Origin of the sequence: Listeria cornellensis FSL F6-0969 (assembly GCF_000525855.1) — a bacterium.
Taxonomy (GTDB): Bacteria; Bacillota; Bacilli; order Lactobacillales; family Listeriaceae; genus Listeria_A; species Listeria_A cornellensis.
In genome coordinates this window covers 59,162-79,242 of sequence record NZ_AODE01000011.1, presented here as the reverse complement: position 1 = coordinate 79,242, position 20,081 = coordinate 59,162, and the positions used below count along the sequence as shown (strand labels likewise).

Here is a 20,081-nt window from a genome sequence, read left to right as displayed (position 1 = left end):
TTTTTTTTCTATACGTTTAATTTCTCTTTCAAACTTTCTTGCAGTGTTTGTGAGAAGTTGATATTTTCTCTTTCTGCCAGACTATTTAACCAAGACGGGATTGTAAGCGTCTTTTTTACTGATTGATTGCCATTCTTTATTTTGTAAGCTAAGTAATCGAAATCAATCAACGCGATAAAAGCACCTTCTTCATCTACAGAAACATATCCTGGGTTTGACACAGTTGGAAGAGACTCCCCGTTCTCCTCCAGATCATACAAATAAATACCTAATGCGTCCTCCGCCATTTCTGTTGCTGCAGCAATATCCTCGCCCCCAGATAGTACTTCTGGAATATCAGGAAACGAAACCCAGTAACCGCCATCTTCTTCTGGATGATAAATCGCTGGATAATATACTTTTTTCGGGAATTCCATCATACACTCCTCCTCTCATTGTTGGATATCTACTACTTTAATCCTGCCTGTTTTAAAATTGCCTGCTCTAGCCCTTTTCCTAGTGTCTTGCTGTGGTATGGTACTGTCGTCGCCCTGTTTGATACTGGATTTTTGAAAAACATGTGCGATCCTTGCGTCCTGATGTGCTTGAACCCATTCTTTTTCAATATCCTCGCCATTTTCTTAGGAGTTATCGGCATACTCATACCTCCTTTTCTCTGTATTAACATGATAACACGTATTAACACGTATGTAAAGACGTGAAAAAACAGATCGCTAGGAACGACCTGTTTTTGGCGCTATTTAGATGTTTGGGCTCTTGTTGCATAATGGAATTGCGGATCTTTCAGTTGGAACGTATAATTATCCGTCTCCACGATGCCAAGCACTTTTTCACTGTCATATAGGTCTAATAGAAAACCTGCCATTTCTTTACTTGTATGGTATTTTGCTACCGCGCCTTTATACTCAAATGTTTCTTCGTCACGTGCGCGTTTGGCAAATTCGGTTTCCGTCGCTGCTGGGGCTAGAACTTTAGCTTGCATTTTTGCGTTGTTGGCTTTTAGTTCATGTGATAAACCTTCTGTAAAAGCGCTGACGTAGAATTTGGTTGCGCAGTAAGTGACGGCGTTGGGAACGATTGTATATCCGCCGCCTGAGGATATATTGATTAGCTGCGTGCCATCAACATCGGCGTAATCTCGGACGAAGAGCGAGGACAGAATCGTCAAGGCTTCGATATTTAAATGTAGCATCGACTCGATTTTGGATAATTTCTGTTCGCCTACTGTATCAAAATTACCGAATCCAGCGTTATTTACCCATGTTTCCAGTTCTAAATCTTTTAAATCATGGTACAAGCCGTAAACATTTTCTGCTACTGTCAAATCTGCTATTTTGATTTGTACATCTACATCTGCTCGGATTTTCGCAATTTCTGCTTTTAGTTGCGTCAGCTCTGTTTCGCGACGAGCCACGACGACCAGGTTTTTTCCTCTCATCGCAAAGGCTAGCGCCGTTTCGTAACCAATTCCTGAACTCGCTCCCGTAATGACTGTATATTTCATCTTCATTCCTCCAATGACTTTCGCCGGATATTTATGGTATAGTTGCAAGTATAGACCTTATAGTAAACTCTAAGTCAAGCATTTAGGAGGATTTCGATGTATTCTATTGGAGAAACTGCAAAATTGGTCGGTTTGAGCACGTATACATTGCGATATTACGAAAAAGAGAAAATTATCACGCCTCATAGAAATGCGAATGGCGAGCGGGAATTTGATGAGCAGCACATTGCTTGGCTCCGATTCGTGATTCGGCTAAAAGCTACGCAAATGCCAGTCGCTCAGATCAGAGAGTATACAGAGTTATTTTTAGCAGGCGAACACACTGCACCGCAGCGAGTTGAGCTTTTGCAGAACCACCAAGCTTTCATTCAAGAGCAGTTGCAGAATTTGACGAGCGTGGAAAGTGAACTGCAATATAAGATTGAGAATTATGAAAAACTGATTGCGACTTCGGTGAAATAAAAAAGTTTGAAGTTCTGTTTTGACGCAGAATTTCAAACTTTTTTTTCATATTACTTCGCTAGTGGGTCTTCGCCAAAGCGGTTCGAACCTCTATCTCCTGCTGTACAGTAGAAGACAAGCATGATAATCCAACCAACTAATGGGATAAGCCCCAACAGAATAAACCAACCGCGCTTGTTTGTGTCGTGTAGACGACGAATCGCTAGGCTTAGCATCGGAAGAATAACAATCAACCCGAAAAGCCCGTCTAAATAATAAATAAATTCACTAACATAACTAAAGATTCCTAGTACGAAGAAAATAATCCAAAGTGCCAACTGTGCAAACCAATACTCCGAACGGCTTGCTCTACCGCTAAAATTAATATAATTCCCCCAAAACGCCTTGAATGCTTCTGAAAATCCCATTTTTAAAACTCTCCTTTTTTGTAATCTATCAAACATTCATTTTACCATAGTTCAGCTCATTTTTGGGTGAATATTGCTATTTTCTTAACTGGAAGTGCCAGCTTACCGTTTGGAAGTCGCCGATGAGTGCTGTTGGGACTTTGACTCCTGCATACATTAGTTCATCGCCACCGAATACCTGCTCTGTTCCGCGTAATTGGTATTGCGCTGCTTCATTTAGACCTGCTAGCTTCACGAATTGCAATGGTCTTGCTGGTACAGCCAAGACTTGGAAGTAGAATACATAGCATTCTGTTTTCGCCTCATCGACGAACATCCAAGCCGTTTCATTTCCTTCAAAAGGACTTTTTAAGCGGTAGAAATCGCCGAATTGGATAAGTTGTCGAATTTCTTTGTATGTCGCGATTTGTTGTTTTACTATTTTTTGTTCGGCATCGGTTAGCGTTGTTAAATCGAGCTCGTAGCCTAGATTCCCTGACATTGCAACGTTTCCGCGCATTTCTAGTGAGGTAAAGCGCCCAACTTGATGATTCGGAGCACTAGAAACATGGGAACCCATCGTGACAATCGGGTAAACAAGACTCGTGCCGTATTGAATTTTCAGGCGGGAAACGGCGTCGGTATTGTCGCTCGTCCACGTTTGCGGCATGTAGTAAAGCATGCCCGGATCAAAACGCCCGCCACCGCCAGAGCAACTCTCGAATAAAATATCAGGAAATTGTGTAGTGATTGTATCCATGACGCTGTACACGCCTAAAATGTGACGGTGCGAAATCTCTTGTTGCCGATTACTCGGGAAATACGCGGAGCCAACCTCGGTCAAATGTCGATTCATATCCCATTTCACATAACTAACTGGCACTTCTTCCAAAATCGCTGCCATCCGACGCGTAATTTCTGCGCAAACATCTTCACGTGAAAAATCAAGAACGAGCTGGTTTCGACTCTCTGATTTCGCGCGTTTCGGAACATGAATACACCATTCTGGATGCTCTCTGTAAAGATCGCTATCCACTGATACCATTTCAGGTTCAAACCATAATCCAAATTTCATTCCGAGATTGTTTACGTTTTCCGCTAGATTTTTAAGCCCATTTGGCAGTTTTTCATCGTTTACGAACCAATCTCCAAGTGAGGATTTATCTGAATTTCGCTTGCCAAACCAGCCGTCATCCAACACAAGAAGTTCCATTCCAAGCTTCCCGCCAACTTTTGCAATATCCAAAATCTTTTCTTCGGTAAAATCAAAATACGTCGCTTCCCAATTATTTACCAGAATCGGGCGAGTTTGGTCACGGCAAACACCTCGTAATAAGTGTTTTTGGTAAAAACGGTGATACTGGCGAGACATGCAGCCAAGCCCAGTGTCCGAGTATACCATCACGATTTCTGGCGTTTGGAACTCCGCGCCTCGCTCCAGTTCCCAGTCAAAATTAAACGAATGAAGCCCAAGTATGACCCGCGTCGTCGCAAACTGATCGACCTCTACAGACGCTTCGAAATTCCCGCTGTAGACCAAGTTAAAGCCATATACCTCACCCGCGTCCTCCGTCGCATTTTTACCGAGCAAAGCCACAAATGGATTCTGCTGATGGCTACTCCCACCACGCACACTATCCACGCTCTGCATCCCGTGGCGCAACGGCGCGCGCTCCACTTGTCGCTCATTTCCCCAAGCACCCGGCAACGTCAACAAATCATAATCACTATCCTTGAAATCCACACTCGCGCTAGCCGCCTTCAAAATTTGCAAAGCTTCTTGTCCATCATTTATAAATCGCGCAGACCTCGTAATCACATTTTCCGCCACAAAAACCGTATACTGCAAAATGACACGCAATCCGAGAATCGCATCCACCATCGTGATTTCAAGCGTATCCGCGTCACCATCACTCTCCACATACGTCGCCGGCAATCCGTCCAGCGCCACTTTTCCAGCAAAAATGCAGTGAGAATCATAGCGCAAATCCGAAATCGTCGTCCCGTCCGCACCCTTCACCTGATACGCCGGTTTCCGAAAATCCGTATTGCCATATTGCGGATACTCCTGCGGCAACGAATCCAGTGAAAACGTCTCGTCCCCAATGCCAACACTCGGCGAGAAATCCCGCTTAATGAACGTCAAACCATTGGAACCCGCGAATTCACGAATCCCTTTCCCATAATACAAATGCGCCAAATAGCCCTCACGCACAACGCCGAGCACATAGCTCACATCTTTTCCGCGTAAATGAAACACCCGCTGCGCCTCATCATAAAAAATTCCCATTTGCGCGCACCTCCATCATCCTTTTAAAATTTTCACATCACGCGCAGGCAACGTCATAAAGTCCGCGACCGCTCCGCCGCCAACCAGTTCCGCAAAAGTTCCACCAATCGGGAAAACTTGCGTCACATCTGTGTGATTCAAAAAGAAGTAATACGTCACGTCCCCTTTGCGGCGCACCGTCACTTCCACACCATCCGGCACAGCAAAAGCAGGCGCAATGTCCGCCGCATCCAGACAATCTCGCAACAAGCGCTCCAAATAACCCGAATCCGGCTGCGTCCCGACATAATACGCCGTTCCCGCGCCAAACTTATTCACCGCCACAGCCGGCATATCCTTCATATACCCGTCCTTAAACGATGCAATCGCCTCCGCGCCACGTAAATGAATCACTTCCTCCCAAACCGCAATATCAAAATCACCATACTGCGTCTGAATTTCGTGTTTCTCCCCATGTTTTAGAGGCGCAAATTCCTCCACATAAATGCCCAGCACATCGCGATACGCACCTGGATAACCGCCCAAATACACGCGCTCATTCTCGTCCACGATACCACTAAAGAAGTTCGCGACAAAATGACCGCCCGCCTCCACGTATTCCGTCACTTTTGCCGCAAAATCCCGCGAAGCCTGATAACTAGCTGGTGCAAATACCACTTTATAACCCGTCAAATCCTCACTCGGATGCACAAAATCAACCCGCACGTTCAGGCGATGCAACACCTTGTAATAAGCCAATAACTGGCGCATATACGTCACCAAATCAGACGGTTTCGAATCAAGCTCCAGCGCCCACCAATTTTCCCAATCAAAAACAATCGCGACTTGCGCATCAAACTCCGAACCAACGAGCTCGTCCAATCCGCGCAACTCCTGCCCCAACTCCGCAACCTCTCTAAAATTACGGCTGTCCTCATCACCAGAATGCGGCACCATCCCACTATGAAACTTCTCCGCACCACCTTGAGACGCCCGCCATTGGAAAAACATGATCCCGTCCGCACCATGCGCAATCGACTCATAACTCCACAACCGCATCACGCCTGGCGTCTTCACCCCATTCTGACTCCGCCAATTCACCGCACTCGCCGCCTGCTCCATTAATAAAAACGGCTTTTTCTTCAAACTCCGCGTCAAATCATGCGCCATAAATTGCGCGTACGGAATCACGTCATGCGGATCAGGATACGCATCCCAAGACACCAAATCCATCTCCGGCGCCCATTTAAAGCCATCAATCGGCTTATGCAGCCCCATCAAATTCGTCATAATCGGAATATCCACCGAAAACTCCCGCAAAATATCCCGCTCCATTTTATACAAATCCAGCAACGAATCACTCATGAATCGCTTAAAGTCCACCTGCTGATTCGGATTCGCGTACGTCGGCGTCTTCCCAGGCAAGAAAATTTCCTCCCATTCATAATACCGCTGACTCCAAAAATCTGTCGACCAACTCACGTTCAACTGCTCCGTCGTGCCATACTTCCCCTTCAACCAGTCCTGAAAATCAGTTTGGCATTTCCCGCAATAACACTCGCCAATATGGCACCCATACTCATTGTTAATATGCCACATCACAAGCGCCGGATGGTCATGGTACCGCTCCGCCACTTTTCGCGTCAACGCCCCCGCCAAACGCGCATAATCCACACTATTCGGACAATAATGCTGTCTCGACCCTGGCAACAAACGCGTCCCGTCGACATCCACCGGCAACGACTCCGGATACTTCCGCGCAATCCAAGCAGGCGGCGCCGCAGTCCCCGTCGCCAAATCCGCCCCGATACCATTTTCCGCAAGCATATTCATAATCTTATCGAGCGTCGTGAAATCATACGTCTCCTCATTCGGCTGCAACTTCGCCCAACTAAAAATATTGACGCTGACATAATTCACGCCCGCCTTCTTCATCAAACGCATATCCTCTAACCAAACCCGTTCATCCCACTGCTCCGGGTTATAATCCCCACCATAATAAAAATTCTGCTGTTCACGCAACATTCCCATAACCTCCTAAAATTATTTGAGCGCACTGCCCAACATTCCTGAAATAAAGTGTTTTTGCAACATCAAGAAGAAAATAATGATCGGAATCGTCGCAAAAGTAATCCCCGTCATCACTTGTCCATAATCCGTAAACGACACGCCCATCAAGCTTGAAAGCGCAACCGGGAACGTGTACATCTCACTCGAAGTCGTCACAACGAGCGGCCACATAAAGTTATTCCACTGCGTCATAAACAAGAAAATCGACGTCGCGGCAAGCGCTGGTTTCATCGACGGCAACACGATCTGGAAGAAAATCCGATATTCCCCCGCCCCGTCCAATCGCGCCGACTCCAACAATTCACTCGGAAACGCCATGAAATTTTGCCGCATTAAAAAGATCGCGAACGGGTAGCAAAGTTGTGGCACAATCAACGCAAAATACGTGTTCAACAACTCAAAATTCGACATCAATTTAAACAGCGGAATCACCGTTGCCTGCGACGGGATCATCATCGAAAGCATAAACAATAAGAAAATCAAATTCGCGCCACGGAACCTAAATTTGGCGAGCACATAAGCCGCAGCCGTACTAATCGCGAGCGCCAAAAGCACATAAGCCCCCGACACAAGTAGCGAGTTAAACAGCACCCGATAAATTCCGATATTATCATTCAAATTCACCAAGTTCGTAATAAATTCCTTACCCGGTAAAAGCGTAATCGGCTTCGAAAACATCTTGCTCGAATGGTTTGTCGCCCCAATTAACATCCAATAAAACGGAAAGATTGAAATGACCATAAAAATCGCGAGCAACATATATCTACCAATTGTTTTCCCCATTATTCTCTGACTCATTTTTTCTCAGCTCCCGTAAATTTGAATTGGATAAAGGACAGCACCGCAACGATGATCACGACAACATACGCAACCGCCGACGCGTAACTAAAGTCAAAATACTTAAATCCGTTCTGGTAAATATACAAACCAAGCGTCATCGTCGAATCCGCCGGCCCACCTTTTGTTAAGTTGAAAGGCTCGTCAAACAACTGCAGCGTCCCAATCGTCGACAGAATCGCCGTAAACAGAATTACCGGTTTCAACTGCGGAATCGTAATACTGAAAAACTGACGTATTTTCCCAGCGCCATCCATATCCGCCGCCTCATACGTGTCCTCCGGAATATTTTGCAACGCCGCCAAATAAATAACCATATTGTACCCCGTCCAACGCCAAATCATCGCTAAAATAATCGACACCTTCGACCAACTCGCCGAAGACAGCCAAGGAATCGGTCCAATCCCTATGTACGACAACAAATTATTAATCAATCCCGAATCTTGCAACATAATCGAAAATAGCAACGAATACGCTACCAACGAAGTCACCGCCGGCAAATAAAATCCAACCCGGAAAAAACCTTTCCATTTCAGTAGCTTATTGTTCAGCACCGTCGCCAAAACAAGCCCCAAAAATAGCATAATCGGCACTTGGAAAATGAAAATAATAAACGTATTTTTCAAAGCTTTCCAAAAGATCTCGTCATGCAACAAGCGTTCATAATTCGCCAATCCCGCAAACGACAATTCCCCACCATCACTCGTCTGAAAACTAAGCACAAACGACGAAATAATCGGATACAAAATAAAAACAACAAATAATAATACCGATGGCAAAATAAAAATATACGGAAACGCCTTACTTCTACTCATAATGTCCATTCTCCTATCAGGTAAGGAAGAAGAAATCTCCTCCCCACCTTTTCTTTATAAGACTACCCCAGACCTCCCGCTAAACCTCGGTGTGGCGAATTTACTGTTGAATTCGGTTGGCCAGACTCTTCTTCGCGGCTTCTAATGCATCTTTCACATCTCCGCCCTCAAGCGCTTTCGATTGCGCCTTCACTGCTTCATCCTTTGCTATGGAGAAATTCCCAGTATAATTCGCTGGTTTAATCTCGTCCATTTCAGCCGCAAACAACTGCCAAATGTTATCTTGCGTGAAGTAATCACCTGCTTTTTTGAACGTCTCTGTTTCATATACTGTGTTCAGCGACGGGAATAGCCCGCCTTCGCTCATCGCCAATTCTTGCACATCATTGGAAGTACTGAAATATTTCAAGAACTTGTACGCTTCATCCGATTTTTCGCTCGATGTCGGAATCATGAAATTACTACCGCCATTGTTAGCCGCATGACTGCCACCTTTTTCAACAGACGGAATCGGGAAAACGCTCCATTTTCCAGCTAAATCAGGCGCTTGTTGAATCAACGAACCGGAGAACCAAGCCCCAGTTGGCGCCGTCACGACTTCCCCATTTGCAAGTGCGCTCACCCACGGATCCCAGCCAGACGTATTTTTCGAAATGCCAGCATCCTTGATTTTTTGAATCGTGCTCAGCGCCTTCACAGACTCATCCGACGTAAACGCGATGTCCCCTTTATCATCAAAATAGAACGTGCCAAGCGTATTCAACATAATTCGATATTGACCATCATCATTGTTATAATCCATACCAATCATATCTTTACCTGTTTTTTGCTTAATAGTTTTACCTGCTGCAATGTAATCATCCCACGTTTGAATCGTTTTAGGATCTACACCAGCCTCTTTAAAAATATCCGTACGATAGAAAACGCCTGCAGGACCAGCGTCGAACGGGAAACCGTAGATTTTATCTTTTTTACTTAAAAGACTAATTTTATAATCTGGGAATTTACTTTTCTCATCATCAAATCCCTTATCGGACAAATTAACAAACGCTTTCGGAAAATTTTCTAAATAACCTTGCACTTGATCATCTTCAATCAGCAGAATATCCGGCAAACCCTTTCCACCAGCTTGAAGACCCGTCGTAATTTTTTGGTAAGCATCCGTGTTACTCATTTCGACAACCTTTAACTTGAACCCCTTATTATCCTTCTCGTATTCCTTGGCCGCTTCCTCTAATGCTTTCACATTCACATTCCAAGCCCAAGCTGTCAATTCTTTCTTATTCTCATTCATGCTATCCTCGGAACCACTTCCACAAGCCGCTAAAGCAAGCATGGCTACCATACTAACCATCAACAAAATCGCAAAACGTTTCTTCATTCCTTACCCCTCCATTTTTGTAATCGCTAACATTTCATTCGTTTGTGAAAAGATTTAATGTACTTCTCCAACAGAATATCAAGTTTTTAGTTAAAAGTCAATGATTTTTACCTTTTGTTTACTAAAAACAACAAAAACCCGATAAAATCAGCTTAATATCTGACCTCATCGGAATTTTACATCATTATTTGGAACTCTCTCTAATAATTAAGTCCGTTTCTAAAATCGTGCGCTTGGCAATTTTGCGTCCGTTCATGCGTTCATACAACATGTCCATACCTTCCTCACCCATGAACTCGGTGTAGACACGAATCGTGCTCAGCGCTGGTGATACATACTGCGAGACACTGATATCATTGAAACCAACAATACTCACACGCCGAGGAACCGGAATATGATTTTCCGCAAGAGCCCGCATGCAACCAATTGCCATCGGATCATTCGCTACAAAAAAAAGCAGTCGGCAAATCGTCCCCCAGTTGTTGAATCGCTTGCTTCATCTGCTCGTAACCCGATGGCACATCAAAGCGCCCACCGACCACAAACATATTCTGCTTCTCATACAATCCTCGCTCTTTCATATAAGCAACATAGGCGACCGAACGTGGATCATTCATGCCACCGTCCATTTCACTGCGCTCCTCCGCCCCAATAAAACCGATATTCGTATGCCCAGCCTGAAAAAAATAATCGATCACATCACGCGTCGACTGCCGGAAATCAATCACAACCGAATCATATTTATTAAGCCTGTAATCCGTATCCACAAAACAAATATTGCTGTGAATCGCTTGCAACTGCTCCACTTGCTGCCACGTGAATTTACCGATTGCCAAAATCCCATCAATAGTCGCCGACGTAATCTTCCCCAGTTCATACAACGTCGAAATCTCAATTCCATGATCCCGCGCACGATTCTCCGCGCCAATCCGAATCGACATATAATAAATATCATTGAGCTCTTCTTCTTCCGTATTCCACTGCACAATCGCTATCTTGCCAACTTTTTTTCGTCGATTTCTGTTTATGTTTTGTATAATCCAAACTCTCTGCAATCTCAAAAATTTTACGCCGCGTTTCCTCCGAAGCCGAAAGCGTTTCATCATAATTCAACACCCGAGAAACCGTTGCTATCGAAACCCCCGCCAATTTCGCAATATCTGTCATCGTCGCCATTTTATCACCTTTTAAAAGTATTTAATAGCCTTATTATAGAGCTAAAGTAAAAAAATCGCCAGACAAAACGGTAAAAACAGCTAATTTTTTTTATTTATTTTACTAAAAACCCGATTCTGCGATAGAATCGGGCTAACTAAATTATTTCAAATCGTCGAGTTCGCGGTATGCTTCCATATACTTCCCGCTATCCGCAACTTCCGCATGATATAGCGCCTTCAAAGCAAAACTCTTCTCCAAATCATGCTCCTCCATCAACTGTTTCAGCTTCTGTTGCAACCTCACATCTTCTCGCACTAACTGCTTCATCTGTGATTTAATATATCTCATTTTCTATTCCCTTCGTAAATCAAAGTTTCTTAACAAACTCCGATTTCAGTTTCATTGGTCCGAAACCATCAATTTTACAGTCGATATCATGATCACCGTCGACTAAACGAATGTTTTTTACTTTTGTTCCGATTTTGACCACGGATGAACTTCCTTTTACTTTCAAGTCCTTAATTACCGTGATAGAATCGCCATCTGTTAAAACATTGCCATTAGAATCGCGGACAACCTTCACGTCATCACTTGCTTCAGCCGCATCAGCAGACCACTCATGACCACATTCTGGACAAATAAATAGACCTCTATCTTCGTACGTGTATTCTGAATTACATTCTGGGCATTTTGGCAAATCAGCCATATTTTAGTTCCTCCATTTCGATTTTATACTTCTATTATAGTACATTATCGCGAGGAACTCCATGCCGCGGCGATTTCTTTCTTTAACTCGTTCAGAGCCATCTGAAAAACAACGTCGTCTTCCCGCTTCGCTATCGTTAAAATCGTGATCACAATCTTGCCATTATCCATCGTGTATATAAGCCTCAAACCATCCGCGCGAAACTTCAACTCTCGGCACCCCGCAAGTTCTCCACCAAGCGGCTTACCAATCGTATCGCCACGTTCCGCCAACCGTTTGATACCTTTTAAAAGCATTTGTTTCACCGAGCCATCCATTTTCTTAAGCTGTTTCGCCGCCAAGTTGGTTAATTCGATGTCGTACTTCATTCAAAAAGCTCCGCATCTGGCGTTCCATCATCCTCTATTCCCGATAAATCTAGCGCCACTGTATTACTTGTTCCACTTTGAATAGCCCGCAACTCTACCCCTGCCTGTTTGTAGTATTCCATTTCCTGTGCCTCCAGTGCCAAATTATACATCGCTAAATAATCATCATAACTTAAAATCACGGTATCAATTTGATTCTTATTTGATACAAAAATAGGATTGTTCCGCGCTTGTTTCTTAATTTTGCTGAACTCTTTGTTGACTTCACTCGTACTCACAAGCTGGCTTGGTTTTAATGACGGTTCTATGAACATCATTTTAATCACGCTCCTCATTTAAAGTATATCATAATCCACTTTAAATTCATATATAAAATATATTTTTAAATCGATTAATTAATAGATTTAATGAATATACGCCCTTCAAAAACTAAGTAGCCAAGGCTTCTACAAATAATTCTGTCTGAGACTTAACAAATCGCAGCAATACATTTATAATGAGACATAGTAACTGAAAACTCCTAATCAGAAAGAGAGTGGTAATATGGGCCGCAAATGGGCAAATATTAAAGAAAAGAAAGCATCAAAAGACGCAAATAACAGTCGTATTTACGCAAAATTCGGGGTTGAAATCTACGTAGCCGCCAAACAAGGCGATCCAGATCCCCATTCCAACCAAAAACTGCGCTTCGTTATTGAACGCGCCAAAACATACAACGTACCAAAACATATCATTGACCGCGCTATCGAAAAAGCAAAAGGAACTGGCGACGAGAACTACTCCGAGCTACGCTACGAAGGTTTCGGTCCAAACGGCTCGATGGTGATTGTAGATGCCTTAACAAACAACGTAAACCGTACAGCATCAGACGTTCGTGCCGCTTACAGTAAGAATGGCGGAAACATGGGCGTGAGTGGTTCTGTAGCGTACATGTTCGACAACACCGCGATTTTTGGAATTCCCGATAAAGATGCGGATGAGTTGTTAGAATCATTGATGGAAGCGGATATCGACGTTCGTGACGTGGTAGATGAAGATGGGCAAGCGATTGTTTACGCAGAACCCGAAGATTTCCACAGCGTCCAAGAAGCCCTTAAAGCCACTGGAATTGAAGCGTTCACAGTAGCCGAAATCGAAATGATCGCGCAAAATGAAGTGACGCTTGAAGAAGATGATTTGGTGAAATTTGAGAAGATGGTAGACGCATTGGAAGATTTAGAAGACGTGCAAAAAGTGTATCATAATGTGGATTTAGGAGAATAATCTCTGACACCAGAATAAACGCTATGTCTCACTGTCGAGGCATAGCGTTTATTTCTTTTTAAAACCTCTCAAAATGATCGAAAAACAAAATAAACTACTCTAGGAATAGTTATTGCCATACAGTCCCATTCCTCCATCATTTTCTCCGAGCGTATTTACACCTCACGAATCATTGTGAGGTGTATTTTTTTATCTTCTTCCTTCATTATAAGATTTATTCAGATCCTCCATTCTTCGTTTAGAAACCACATTGGCCTCCTTATTTTTATATCGCTAGAGCAACATTTCTCCCATATAACATTACAAATAAGCTTATTATTCTCTTATATGTAGAACAGGAGCAATAAACGATCGATTTCATAGTAACTTTCATTGTTCACCAATTGTTCATAAAGTCCCTTACAGCCTCATAATAACGTAAAAATATCAAGAAAATATTCCTCTACCTCCATATAACTCTTGTTTAAGAGCTCCTACACACCTATTAGACCCAAAAAAAGAAAAAAATCGATTCGTTGTATACTAAACGTGTTCCAAAGAAAGTTAAACAAAAAAAAAGAAGGTGATGTTATGAAAAAGAAATTTTTAATCTTAGCCATAACCGTTTTATTACCACTTCCAGTATTCACTAACATTATAAAAGCGGAGACTATTGAGAACAATAAATCAAGTAGCCAAATACAAGAAAATAATATAGTGAATGAAGAAAACAAAGAAGCTACTCCAAAAATTAAAAAAGTGTACTAAAAGCGGAAGCCCCCTTTGCTGTCGCTGTTCCTCAAAGTGTTATTTTAGGTACAGACCTTTCAACTATGGATCCAAACACCTTTGTGAAAGATGTTGTTCGGAACGGAGAAGATGTTACTGTATCTTTTGGTGCTCTGGCTGCAACAGACGAAATTGGTACCTATAATACCACAGTCAATGTGACGGATAATACGACCCAAACAACACAAAACATTCTAGTTCCCGTAACTATTAACTACGGAGATACTATTTTCTCAACGGGACTTGGTGTTGCGGGAGCAACCAATCGTGGGATTTCAGCCATTACAATCCATCACGGAGAATACCCATACTTGACAAATTCAATTGCTAGATATAAATCGTCAGGTGGCTTCAAAATGCATAGCGGTGCAGGAGACAAGCTATATTATCAAAACAAACTCCGCACGGTAACAGATGACCATCAATTAAGCGACACACCTTATTTCGACAAGGCAGGATTGGGTAGTACGATAGCATCCACATTTATAAGCCAATACGGCACTCCCCGCGTGGAATATGGTGATATCCTTGAATTTTTCCATGAAGAACCTAAAACTTATATCCAGACACCGAATACATCATTTTCAACAGCGAATGGAGTCTCTCGTGGAACCCACTATTTCGAGATCACTCCCGCTGGTTATAATGAAGTGTTGAAAAATAATATTACAACGAAGAAACCAACTGTTGAAGTTGGAACTAGTCTTAATCCTAGTGATTTTGTAACCATGCCAGCAGACGATAGCGTTACGTTATCTAGCGATTTTATTCAAGCGCCAGATTCAACGAAACTAGGAACTAGCACCGTACAAGTCGAGGTTCGTGATCACTTAAAATCCGGAAAATACCTCACACGTACGTTTAGCAGCACCGTAACCATCAAAGATACCATCGCACCTACAGCAGATGGTGTAACCCAAATCTTAGACAAAGGTGCTGCACTTCCATCCGCGCAAAGTTTTGTCACAAACATTCAGGATAATGGCGATGCTTACCTCACAGATAATAGTAAGACGGTCACGTATCAAACACCGCCTACCACGGCAACAGTTGGCGCTAGAATTGCTAAGATTTCCATTAAAGATAAAGGTGGTAACGTACTCATCAAAGACGTTCCTTATTTTGTAAAAGATAGTCAAACAACAGTCACAGGAAATAGCGCGATTCGTTCAGAGCCTATTACCTTAAACAAGAGTGAACTCGCTAATAAAAATAGGACGGAAGTAGAAGCACTCATCAGAGAGCGTGCCCAAGTTCAAGGTTGGATCATTTCTACCTCACAAGAAGTTAGTGCCCAAGTTGTATTGTCTAGTGATGATATGATGAATCTCACACCTGGAAGTACGCACGCTATCACCGCAACACTTGAAGATACCACCGCGACCGTCCAAGTCACAGTTATTGATGACACTATTCTAGAATTCAACGCAACTCCAGAGACACTTGTCTTTCAAACCATGGGAATTAGCAGTAACGAAACAACCGCTGCCCGAAGCAATCCCGATTGGAACATCCAAGTCAAAGATACCCGCAATAATGGTAGTCATTGGGCAGTCACAGCAACCGTCAACGGACCTTTTATCAATGCAAACGAACCTGCGGGCAAACAGCTTCACGATGCACTTACCTATACTTCTGGAAATACTGAAACCCGCATCACAGATAACATTGCCTTCCCAATTTTTGAAGGATCATCCAACACCCAGCAAATTACTACAATCAAATCTCCAAGCGAACAAGGAATCCACATGAAAATTAATCCAACTGGTGTGAAAGCAGGCGCAGACTATACATCAAGTATTACTTGGACGTTAAACGACACGCCATAAAAAAATCCCCTGAAAGGATGTGATGACCTAGGACGAGCTTTCCAACTTTTTCTAAGCCATTCATTTAGTTCCACCAAGTGACCTCGGATAGCACCATCAAATCTGAGCACTTATAAAGGAGAAAATAATCATTATGAATTTCAAAAAATACGCAGTTGTAGGTCTAGTTGCAGCATCAGTAGTTTTAACTCAAATGAACGCATCAGCAAGTGCCGCAGAAGTCGGATCTGTTACTACAAACAGCAAAATCCAATTCAAAAAACAAGAAGAATCTATCGTTAATCCTCCAGTAAATCCGCTTGATCCAGACCAAACGCTTGATCCTGCAGATGGTGGCACAACTTATCCTAGTACTAGTGGACCACTTAGTATCGATTACGCGTCACAGTTTGACTTCGGAACACAAGAAATTTCCGGGGAAACGAAAGTCTACAAAGCAAAACTGGATAAAGTCAAAGTTAACGGCGAGTATATCGATGTTCCAAATAATATTCAAGTATCCGATAACCGTGGTAACAACGCTGGTTGGCATTTAACAGTGGCGCAAGATGGTCAATTAAAAGATGGTTCTAATCGTAGCCTAAATGGTGCAGAAATTGCTATCACAAAAACAACACCTACCACAAAAACAGGTACAGGCGTTGTAGCACCGACAGCTAGCCAAAGTATTAAACTCAATCCAAATGGTACGGCATCTACAGTATTAGATGCTAAAGCAGAACAAGGTATGGGTAAATGGGTTGCTAATTTTGGCGCTGACAACACAGCTGCAGCAGATGCAGTAACACTCACTGTTCCAGGTAAAAGCGCGAAATATGCCGATTCAGAATATGCAACAACGCTAACTTGGACATTGTCTGATACTCCTGAATGATAACTGACCAACTTATAGTCTGAACTATCCTCTGGTAAATCAGTAACACGTATTTTTTATATCGAAACATAAAAGTCGCCTTACCCAATATATTGGATAAGGCGACTTTTTATTTATGTCATATGCTTCATTCAGATTTCCTATACTTCTTTTGACTAATGCAACGAAAATTAGAGAAATGAGCTCTCCTTAGGATGATGCCTAACCCTTCTTAAAATTAGTAAATTAATTCTATTTTATACAATATATCGACATCCTATCAATATACTTTCGAATAGGCGTTTAGAATTTGGCATGAAGGAAATAGACTAATTAAACGAGGGGGTTCGAAAATGGAGAAAACGGATAGACGAAGAATGTTGGCACTAGTTTCTATCATGCTCGGCGCTTTTATATCATTACTCGATACAACGATTGTCAATGTCGCCCTACCTGATATCACGATTGCGCTTCATGCCACGAGTGAATCGATTGAGTGGATTATTTCGGGATATGCATTGGCGTTTGGGGTCGTTCTTATTTTAGCAGGACGTTTAGGGGATCGCTTCGGTCGGAAAAATATTTATATCTTCGGGATTTTGCTATTTTTAATTATGAGTATCACGGCCGGCTACGCGCAGACGGAGAAAAGCTTGATTATTTCCCGGGTAATACAGGGGCTAGCGGCAGGATTATTCTTCCCGCAAATCAACGCGGTTATTATGGACATGTATCACGGCAAACAACTCGGAAAAATCTTCGGGATACTTGGCTCGGTGATTGGTGTTGCAACGGCGATTGGACCACTTGCAGGCGGACTCTTGATTGAGTTATTTGGGCCTGATAACGGTTGGCGCGCTGTATTTTTTGTCAATGTACCGATTGTTTTAGTGACCTTGGTTCTGGCGATGCTGTACTTGCCGAAACATCAAGCGCCTAAAGAGAAGGTGCGATTCGACATTCCAGGTGTTCTCGGTTTAACGCTTGCTTTGATGTTATTGCTGTATCCTGTGATTTCACGAGGGTCGAATGGATTCCGGTTCATCGATTATATGTGGATGGCGTCTTCCATACCGTTCTTCCTGTTACTGTATTGGTGGAGTGTGCGACAAGCAAAACGCGGAAATCAGCCTTTAATTTCACCTAACTTGCTTAAAAACCAGCCATTTGTATCTGGAATGTTGCTTTCATTGGTTTATTTTGCAGCATTTACGAGTATTTTCTTCATTCTCTCGGTGACGTGGCAAACTGGTTTTGGTCAGTCCGCGATTGCATCAGGGCTTGCCATTACGCCATTTGCGATTGGAAGTGTGGTTGCCGCAGCGAACAGTAATCGGTTTATTATAAAAGTTGGGCGACGGCTTCTGCATCTTGGGGTGGCGTTAGTCATAATCGGATTGTCAGCGGTTTCCGTTGTTTTTCAGATGCACGATGGTGTTTTTTCAGCTTGGTGGCTTGCGCTGCCGTTGTTGATTGCCGGACTTGGAAGTGGTTTGATTATTGCACCACTGAACAGTTTCACGCTTTCGACGGTAGTTGGGCCAGAACGCGGTGGGGCCAGCGGAATGTTTAACACGGCGCAACGTGTTGGTTCCTCTTTCGGGATCGCGGTTGTTGGTTCGGTGTTTTTCAGAACACTCGGCGATGCTACCGGCGTGTCACAAGCCAAGGCATTCTCAGACGGTTTGCAGACGAGTATGTATGTGAATATCGCACTGTTGATGGTTTGTTTTGTGTTGGTTTTTAGATTGCCGAAGAGGATATAATCAGAAAACGGCTCATTCCATGATGCGAATGAGCCGTTTTATTTTATAACTCTGTATACTTTTTATTGTTTCCCTTACTTCTTGCAACAGGGTATTTCAAACTATTTTTGTGCAACTTCTCCTCAATAATCTCCTTAACATCCATATTCAAATCGGATGAAAGCATCAACGAGTATATAAGAACATCCGCGATTTCTTCTTTCACATTCTCCATGTCCCCATTTAAAACTTCCTCACTTGTTTTCCATTGAAAATTTTCTAGCAATTCTGCAGCTTCCAATGAAATCGAAATAGATAAATCTTTCGGATTGTGGAATTGTCGCCAATCACGTTCTTCCCTGAAGGCGTTTATTTTAGCCAGTATATCATCCAATTCAGAATTCCTCCTAAAAATTAATCGTTTAATGAATCTAGTTTCTGACGCAGTTTTGGATCAGTCGCATAAATATATAAGCCATGAATTCCGCGTTTCATCAGCACATTGATAGAATTTAAAATTATTTGTATTTTTACTTCTTCTATTTGATTAACAGGAATATCTTCTCTAGCCTTGAATGCCTCAGAATCCTTATAATTGGCGGCTATAATCTCCAATTCGTCTTTTTCAAAATTGTAGGAAACCGATGGACCCAAGATGAGGCCGACATAATTCAAATCAAAACCTTGAATCGTATAAATCGAACCTACTTCATGAATGGTTTCTTCAACCTCGGCCCATGTTTTCTTATAGTGGGTACGATTCCACGGAAGTTTGAAATTGGGCTCCTCTATAAAGTAGTCTTTTTTATCTTTTTTGTGTAGATAATCGAACGTTGATACTAATCTGGACAGGCCGTATTTCTTATTTTTTTTGCTGAATTTTCTTGTACATTTCACCGGCATCTGAAAAAATTTCAAGTTCAAAGCTATCTTTTCTTGCGGTCATGGCCGATTTTGGCAACGGTAAAACCTGTTTATTCGTAAATGCGTCCATCCAATTTAGAATTTCCTCTTCTGCTCGAATCCTGAATTGATTTGTTAGCAGGAGTACTTCACTATGAATGCCACGTTTGACATGATCAATTAGATTGTCATCCCAATAACTTTTGAATTTTAGTACTTGTTTCCGATCGTATACGACAATTGTAATCTTGCTCTGCTTGATGATCTCTTCCAAATGATTGTCTTGATTGAAATTATTATAACTATCTTTTTTCGAAAGTAGTAAATGGGCCTCGTCGACAAACACAATATCGGCTACAGCCTTCTCTGGACTCATTTTTCTATTGATAAAACTTGTTGGCTTCATGAAATTCTTTTTCTTTAGGTTTGGCAATGTCTCTGAAATTTCTTTGTATGTTTTCAGCATTTCTTGGTGGTTTACAAGTAAATAATTTTCCGTGCCATATAATTTCGAACCCTTATCCTTTGACAAATCTTGTATCGTATTGAAAGTCGAACTTAAAACCACACTTTTTTCCCGTACCAGCGTCACCCTCAATGAAAAATATACTGTGCTTGTCCTCATCAATATGCCTTTTGCAATAGTCAATAATATGATGCTTCAGATCCATTTGTTCTGCGGATAATTCTTTATACGGCGATATTTTGAAAACATCTTTATTCCTCAGATCTTCAAGAGACTCCCTGACAATATCTTGCTCGCG

The 20,081-nt window shown here is 42.5% G+C and carries 25 protein-coding genes; 6 read left to right on the top strand and 19 right to left on the bottom strand.

Annotated elements, in window-relative coordinates; all coding sequences use genetic code 11:
* Positions 1–8: 8 nt before the first annotated feature.
* From PCORN_RS04785 to PCORN_RS04775, 3 genes are all read right to left on the bottom strand, one after another.
* Entirely contained in the window at positions 9–419 is a 411-nt protein-coding gene (locus PCORN_RS04785) for a type II toxin-antitoxin system HicB family antitoxin (protein WP_206537424.1), read from the bottom strand.
* A 29-nt stretch (positions 420–448) separates the two neighbouring features.
* Complete coding sequence (locus tag PCORN_RS04780) at positions 449–616, bottom strand: type II toxin-antitoxin system HicA family toxin (RefSeq protein WP_241433073.1); 168 nt, start codon at positions 614–616, stop codon at positions 449–451.
* Between the two features lie 120 nt (positions 617–736).
* Positions 737–1,504: an SDR family NAD(P)-dependent oxidoreductase gene (locus PCORN_RS04775; RefSeq protein ID WP_036078048.1), complete on the bottom strand. Its 768-nt coding sequence runs from the start codon at positions 1,502–1,504 to the stop codon at positions 737–739.
* A 96-nt stretch (positions 1,505–1,600) separates the two neighbouring features.
* Between PCORN_RS04775 and PCORN_RS04770 the strand changes: the two genes are divergently transcribed.
* Positions 1,601–1,966, top strand: coding sequence for a MerR family transcriptional regulator (locus PCORN_RS04770; protein ID WP_036078043.1), 366 nt, complete (start codon positions 1,601–1,603; stop codon positions 1,964–1,966).
* 50 nt (positions 1,967–2,016) lie between these two features.
* On the opposite strand, the gene PCORN_RS04765 is transcribed toward PCORN_RS04770, so the two are convergent.
* The 13 genes from PCORN_RS04765 to PCORN_RS04705 form a co-directional block, all read right to left on the bottom strand.
* Positions 2,017–2,373: a DUF805 domain-containing protein gene (locus tag PCORN_RS04765; RefSeq protein ID WP_036078041.1), complete on the bottom strand. Its 357-nt coding sequence runs from the start codon at positions 2,371–2,373 to the stop codon at positions 2,017–2,019.
* Between the two features lie 76 nt (positions 2,374–2,449).
* Positions 2,450–4,642, bottom strand: coding sequence for an alpha-galactosidase (locus tag PCORN_RS04760; RefSeq protein ID WP_036078039.1), 2,193 nt, complete (start codon positions 4,640–4,642; stop codon positions 2,450–2,452).
* 15 nt (positions 4,643–4,657) lie between these two features.
* On the bottom strand, positions 4,658–6,646 hold the full coding sequence (locus tag PCORN_RS04755; protein ID WP_174391358.1) for a beta-galactosidase: 1,989 nt from the start codon (positions 6,644–6,646) through the stop codon (positions 4,658–4,660).
* Positions 6,647–6,664: 18 nt separating this feature from the next.
* Positions 6,665–7,489: a carbohydrate ABC transporter permease gene (locus PCORN_RS04750; RefSeq protein WP_036078037.1), complete on the bottom strand. Its 825-nt coding sequence runs from the start codon at positions 7,487–7,489 to the stop codon at positions 6,665–6,667.
* Positions 7,486–8,343 (bottom strand): carbohydrate ABC transporter permease, encoded by an 858-nt coding sequence (locus PCORN_RS04745; protein WP_036078035.1) that lies wholly within the window; start codon positions 8,341–8,343, stop codon positions 7,486–7,488. The genes PCORN_RS04750 and PCORN_RS04745 overlap by 4 nt, the downstream gene beginning before the upstream one ends.
* A gap of 100 nt (positions 8,344–8,443) precedes the next feature.
* The gene (locus PCORN_RS04740; protein WP_036078033.1) at positions 8,444–9,724 is read right to left on the bottom strand and encodes an ABC transporter substrate-binding protein; all 1,281 of its coding nucleotides are present in this window, start codon (positions 9,722–9,724) and stop codon (positions 8,444–8,446) included.
* A gap of 184 nt (positions 9,725–9,908) precedes the next feature.
* Positions 9,909–10,157: a substrate-binding domain-containing protein gene (locus tag PCORN_RS20085; RefSeq protein ID WP_036078030.1), complete on the bottom strand. Its 249-nt coding sequence runs from the start codon at positions 10,155–10,157 to the stop codon at positions 9,909–9,911.
* A gap of 4 nt (positions 10,158–10,161) precedes the next feature.
* Positions 10,162–10,710, bottom strand: coding sequence for a substrate-binding domain-containing protein (locus PCORN_RS20080; RefSeq protein ID WP_241433069.1), 549 nt, complete (start codon positions 10,708–10,710; stop codon positions 10,162–10,164).
* Positions 10,676–10,900, bottom strand: a complete 225-nt coding sequence (locus tag PCORN_RS20075) for a LacI family DNA-binding transcriptional regulator (protein WP_036078026.1) — start codon at positions 10,898–10,900, stop codon at positions 10,676–10,678. The genes PCORN_RS20080 and PCORN_RS20075 overlap by 35 nt, the downstream gene beginning before the upstream one ends.
* Before the next feature lie 141 nt (positions 10,901–11,041).
* The gene (locus tag PCORN_RS04720) at positions 11,042–11,230 is read right to left on the bottom strand and encodes a hypothetical protein (protein ID WP_036078023.1); all 189 of its coding nucleotides are present in this window, start codon (positions 11,228–11,230) and stop codon (positions 11,042–11,044) included.
* Between the two features lie 19 nt (positions 11,231–11,249).
* Positions 11,250–11,588 (bottom strand): zinc ribbon domain-containing protein YjdM, encoded by a 339-nt coding sequence (locus PCORN_RS04715; protein WP_036078022.1) that lies wholly within the window; start codon positions 11,586–11,588, stop codon positions 11,250–11,252.
* Positions 11,589–11,632: 44 nt separating this feature from the next.
* Positions 11,633–11,956 (bottom strand): type II toxin-antitoxin system RelE family toxin, encoded by a 324-nt coding sequence (locus tag PCORN_RS04710; protein WP_051999257.1) that lies wholly within the window; start codon positions 11,954–11,956, stop codon positions 11,633–11,635.
* Positions 11,953–12,273, bottom strand: a complete 321-nt coding sequence (locus tag PCORN_RS04705) for a hypothetical protein (RefSeq protein WP_036078019.1) — start codon at positions 12,271–12,273, stop codon at positions 11,953–11,955. Before PCORN_RS04705 ends, PCORN_RS04710 begins: the two co-directional genes overlap by 4 nt.
* 226 nt (positions 12,274–12,499) lie before the next feature.
* Here PCORN_RS04705 and PCORN_RS04700 point away from each other — a divergent pair, with 226 nt between their 5' ends.
* The 5 genes from PCORN_RS04700 (at position 12,500) to PCORN_RS04685 (ending at position 18,435) form a co-directional block, all read left to right on the top strand.
* Positions 12,500–13,219, top strand: a complete 720-nt coding sequence (locus PCORN_RS04700) for a YebC/PmpR family DNA-binding transcriptional regulator (RefSeq protein WP_036078016.1) — start codon at positions 12,500–12,502, stop codon at positions 13,217–13,219.
* A 570-nt stretch (positions 13,220–13,789) separates the two neighbouring features.
* Positions 13,790–13,966 carry a hypothetical protein gene (locus PCORN_RS19265; RefSeq protein WP_159102535.1) on the top strand — a complete coding sequence of 59 codons (177 nt, stop codon included), beginning with the start codon at positions 13,790–13,792 and terminating at the stop codon, positions 13,964–13,966.
* 65 nt (positions 13,967–14,031) lie between these two features.
* Entirely contained in the window at positions 14,032–15,816 is a 1,785-nt protein-coding gene (locus tag PCORN_RS04695; protein ID WP_036078012.1) for a hypothetical protein, read from the top strand.
* Between the two features lie 133 nt (positions 15,817–15,949).
* The gene (locus PCORN_RS04690) at positions 15,950–16,690 is read left to right on the top strand and encodes a WxL domain-containing protein (RefSeq protein WP_036078009.1); all 741 of its coding nucleotides are present in this window, start codon (positions 15,950–15,952) and stop codon (positions 16,688–16,690) included.
* Between the two features lie 332 nt (positions 16,691–17,022).
* The gene (locus tag PCORN_RS04685; RefSeq protein WP_036078006.1) at positions 17,023–18,435 is read left to right on the top strand and encodes an MFS transporter; all 1,413 of its coding nucleotides are present in this window, start codon (positions 17,023–17,025) and stop codon (positions 18,433–18,435) included.
* A 43-nt stretch (positions 18,436–18,478) separates the two neighbouring features.
* On the opposite strand, the gene PCORN_RS04680 is transcribed toward PCORN_RS04685, so the two are convergent.
* The 3 genes from PCORN_RS04680 to PCORN_RS20725 are packed head-to-tail and all read right to left on the bottom strand — an operon-like array spanning position 18,479 to position 19,942.
* Complete coding sequence (locus PCORN_RS04680; RefSeq protein ID WP_077913790.1) at positions 18,479–18,829, bottom strand: nucleotide pyrophosphohydrolase; 351 nt, start codon at positions 18,827–18,829, stop codon at positions 18,479–18,481.
* Positions 18,829–19,317, bottom strand: a complete 489-nt coding sequence (locus PCORN_RS20730) for a DNA/RNA helicase domain-containing protein (protein ID WP_277620159.1) — start codon at positions 19,315–19,317, stop codon at positions 18,829–18,831. The genes PCORN_RS04680 and PCORN_RS20730 overlap by 1 nt, the downstream gene beginning before the upstream one ends.
* Complete coding sequence (locus PCORN_RS20725) at positions 19,277–19,942, bottom strand: DNA/RNA helicase domain-containing protein (RefSeq protein ID WP_277620158.1); 666 nt, start codon at positions 19,940–19,942, stop codon at positions 19,277–19,279. Before PCORN_RS20725 ends, PCORN_RS20730 begins: the two co-directional genes overlap by 41 nt.
* Positions 19,943–20,081: the final 139 nt, after the last annotated feature.